At 54.4% G+C, this 2,439-nt stretch carries 4 protein-coding genes and 2 pseudogenes; 4 read left to right on the top strand and 2 right to left on the bottom strand.

Translation table 11 applies throughout. The annotated features are described in order from the left end of the window. Positions 1 to 131 precede the first annotated feature (131 nt). Positions 132 to 316, top strand: a pseudogene (locus AAAC48_RS27220) (transposase); the annotation flags it as partial. A gap of 75 nt (positions 317 to 391) precedes the next feature. On the opposite strand, the pseudogene AAAC48_RS27225 reads toward AAAC48_RS27220, so the two are convergent. Both AAAC48_RS27225 and AAAC48_RS27230 read right to left on the bottom strand, forming a co-directional pair. Beyond that, a pseudogene (locus AAAC48_RS27225) lies at positions 392 to 562 on the bottom strand (type II toxin-antitoxin system HipA family toxin); the annotation flags it as partial. Further along, the gene (locus AAAC48_RS27230) at positions 538 to 837 is read right to left on the bottom strand and encodes a divalent metal cation transporter (RefSeq protein WP_340657190.1); all 300 of its coding nucleotides are present in this window, start codon (positions 835 to 837) and stop codon (positions 538 to 540) included. The pseudogene AAAC48_RS27225 and the gene AAAC48_RS27230, both read right to left, overlap by 25 nt. Here AAAC48_RS27230 and AAAC48_RS27235 point away from each other — a divergent pair. The 3 genes from AAAC48_RS27235 to AAAC48_RS27245 all read left to right on the top strand — a co-directional run bounded on the left by AAAC48_RS27235 (position 836) and on the right by AAAC48_RS27245 (position 2,253). Continuing rightward, positions 836 to 1,252, top strand: a complete 417-nt coding sequence (locus tag AAAC48_RS27235) for a GTP pyrophosphokinase (RefSeq protein WP_340657191.1) — start codon at positions 836 to 838, stop codon at positions 1,250 to 1,252. The two genes, AAAC48_RS27230 and AAAC48_RS27235, sit on opposite strands and share 2 nt — an antisense overlap. A 30-nt stretch (positions 1,253 to 1,282) precedes the next feature. Further along, complete coding sequence (locus AAAC48_RS27240; RefSeq protein WP_340657192.1) at positions 1,283 to 1,930, top strand: DUF6766 family protein; 648 nt, start codon at positions 1,283 to 1,285, stop codon at positions 1,928 to 1,930. A gap of 128 nt (positions 1,931 to 2,058) precedes the next feature. Next, positions 2,059 to 2,253 carry a hypothetical protein gene (locus AAAC48_RS27245; protein WP_340657193.1) on the top strand — a complete coding sequence of 65 codons (195 nt, stop codon included), beginning with the start codon at positions 2,059 to 2,061 and terminating at the stop codon, positions 2,251 to 2,253. Positions 2,254 to 2,439: the final 186 nt, after the last annotated feature.

The raw sequence follows: 2,439 nt of genomic DNA on the forward strand, positions 1-2,439 counted from the left end.
AGCCTTAACTGATCTGACCCCTTAAAACTGGACCGTTTTGAGCTAGAGTTTTTCCGTGCGATTTTCCTGGCTGGGAAAGGAACGGAAAAGGATGAAGGCCTCGCAAATTTTCGGACGCACAGAAGGCGTTCGTGCTCAAACAGGGTGATGAGGGCGTCCCGGTGCGGAGATCTGCCGCAAGGCGGGGATCAGCCAGGCGACCTACTTCAACTGGCGCAAGAAATATGCCGGCATGCTGCCGCCGGAGATGAAACGGCTGAAGCAGCTGGAGGAAGAGAACGCGCGGCTGAAGAAGATCGTCCCGGACCTGACGCTCTACTCGCGAATCTCCGGCCACCGAGCCGGGCCTGCCAGTGGTCATTGCCCCTCTCACCAAGCCACGGGGTTTGGCTCACTTTTCGGCGCAGGAGTTCAGTATGGGCGTCATCGCTTTCACATGCTCATCGATCCGATCGAGCACTTTCGCCCGAACAACGTCGCGCTCAGGCAGATGCCACCAGTGCTCGTTTACGAGTTCGACGGTCTCAACCACTACCTTCAGGACGGCCGACTCCGGAAGCCTTTCGAGACACAGGAGTAAACAATAGAGGCCGGATAGTAGCTGCGGATGTTGCCGGCAATGCCGCGTCCGGTTGTCCGGCCAAGACGAGCGCTAATGATCTGGACTGCAGCCATTAGCGGATAGCAATACGGCATTGTCCAGGTTGTGGCATAGCCAAACTGCGCGCCTGTCTGTGCATAGGTGCGCCAGCGAAAGAAAACCGATGTTAGATGGAACGCCTTGTTCTCCGGAGGGTTAGAGAGAGTCATCACCAAGCGCTGGGAGAGACCCCACATGACCTCTTTGGAGCACGCTATCTCAATTGCCGCCAGCGCCCATGCTGGTCACCTCGCCGACGATAAAGAACCGTATATCTTCCACCCTTTGCGGGTGATGCTCGCCTTGGATACGCAGGATGAAAGGATCGTCGGTGTTCTGCATGATGTCGTCGAGAAAACTGCGTGGTCGCTCGATAACCTACGTTCGGAAGGACTTCCCGGCCACATCCTGGAAGCAATCGATTCAGTCAGCCGTCGCCAAGGCGAAGAGTATTTCGACTTTGTCCGGCGCACGCGAGAAAACGGCCTTGGACGACGCGTTAAAATCGCTGACCTGAAAGACAATATCGAGAAGGTTAAGTTGCACTTGGAGGATCCCACAGCGCGGGAGAAGCTGGCCAAGTATGAAGAGGCGTTGATGCGTCTTTCCTGAAATTGATCGATTACCCCCCGGAGAACCGATATGCGTATGCTACGCAACAACGGCCTGACCATTGCCCTTTTTACCGCGTTCCTCATAAGCATGATCGGCATGACTGTCGCCGGCCTTTACCGTGAAAACGAACAGCTGGAGCAACATGGCCTGCCTGCGATATCAATCGCTCAATACTTGACTAACGAAAATTTCCTGTCGGCGTTGTTTGAAAATTGGGAGAGCGAGTGGTTACAATTGGCGACTTATGTCGTTCTCACCGCATATCTCTTCCAGAAGGGATCGGCCGAATCCCGGGACCCAGAGGGACCCTCCGAAGAAAGGCACGAGAAGGACAAGCCAACCTACCCGGCTAGGTTGAATCATTCTCCCCTGTTACGTTGGCTTTACCGATACTCACTTGGTCTCGTCTTATTGCTCTTTTTCATCCTTTCCTTCCTCGGGCATATACTTGCCAGCCATTTATCATCGAATGCCGAAGCCGCTATCCATGGCAATAGCACGCAGTCTCTGCTTGCCTATGTTGGCGGCGCGCGGTTCTGGTTTGAGTCCTTTCAAAACTGGCAGTCCGAATTCTTCTCCACGGCAATGCTGGTCTTCTTGTCAATCTTCCTGCGGTACAAAGGGTCGCCTGAATCAAAGCCGTTGAGCGCCAGCCACGACGATACCGGAGGATAATCGGGGCACGGCCAGCCCTGTGAGCGCATCGATCCTGCTTCTTGCTCAGTATCATTCGGCCTCACGGAACAATCGGCCCCCGTGGTGGTTGAACCCGCGGAGAGGATAATTCAACTGGGAGAGATCAAATGCCAAACAAAGATACAAAGCGTGGCGGTTCAGACGAACATTCGAAGTCTGGACAACAGGGAATGAGAAGCGGTTCGGGCCAGCAAAAGCAAGAAGCAGGGTCCAAGGGATCACAACAAGGATCGGGTTCAACTCGCGGCGGTACTTCCGAACAGCATTCAAAAGCTAGACAACAAAGCCACAAGAACAAATAAAATGCAGGAAGCCCGCCGATTCAATACAGTCAAAACCCACAGCGGCTTAGCGGACCTCGACCGGCTCCGGTCTCATATGGGTCGGCCGCGATTGACCCGGACCGGGCTCGCATTGGTTATCTCGCGGGACTATTATTTGTTGTTGGCTGAACACATGTCTGGAGGGACGGGAGAAGAGAATGGAAC

It is taken from the genome of Phyllobacterium sp., assembly GCF_037994405.1.
Classification (GTDB): Bacteria; Pseudomonadota; Alphaproteobacteria; order Rhizobiales; family Rhizobiaceae; genus Phyllobacterium.

What these genes read in the sequence shown, in the direction of transcription:
- AAAC48_RS27240 (WP_340657192.1), top strand. Translation starts at nt 1,283, where the DNA reads ATGCGTATGCTACGCAACAACGGCCTGACCATTGCCCTTTTTACCGCG.
- AAAC48_RS27230 (WP_340657190.1), bottom strand. Translation starts at nt 837, where the DNA reads ATGTGGGGTCTCTCCCAGCGCTTGGTGATGACTCTCTCTAACCCTCCG.
- AAAC48_RS27245 (WP_340657193.1), top strand. Translation starts at nt 2,059, where the DNA reads ATGCCAAACAAAGATACAAAGCGTGGCGGTTCAGACGAACATTCGAAG.
- AAAC48_RS27235 (WP_340657191.1), top strand. Translation starts at nt 836, where the DNA reads ATGACCTCTTTGGAGCACGCTATCTCAATTGCCGCCAGCGCCCATGCT.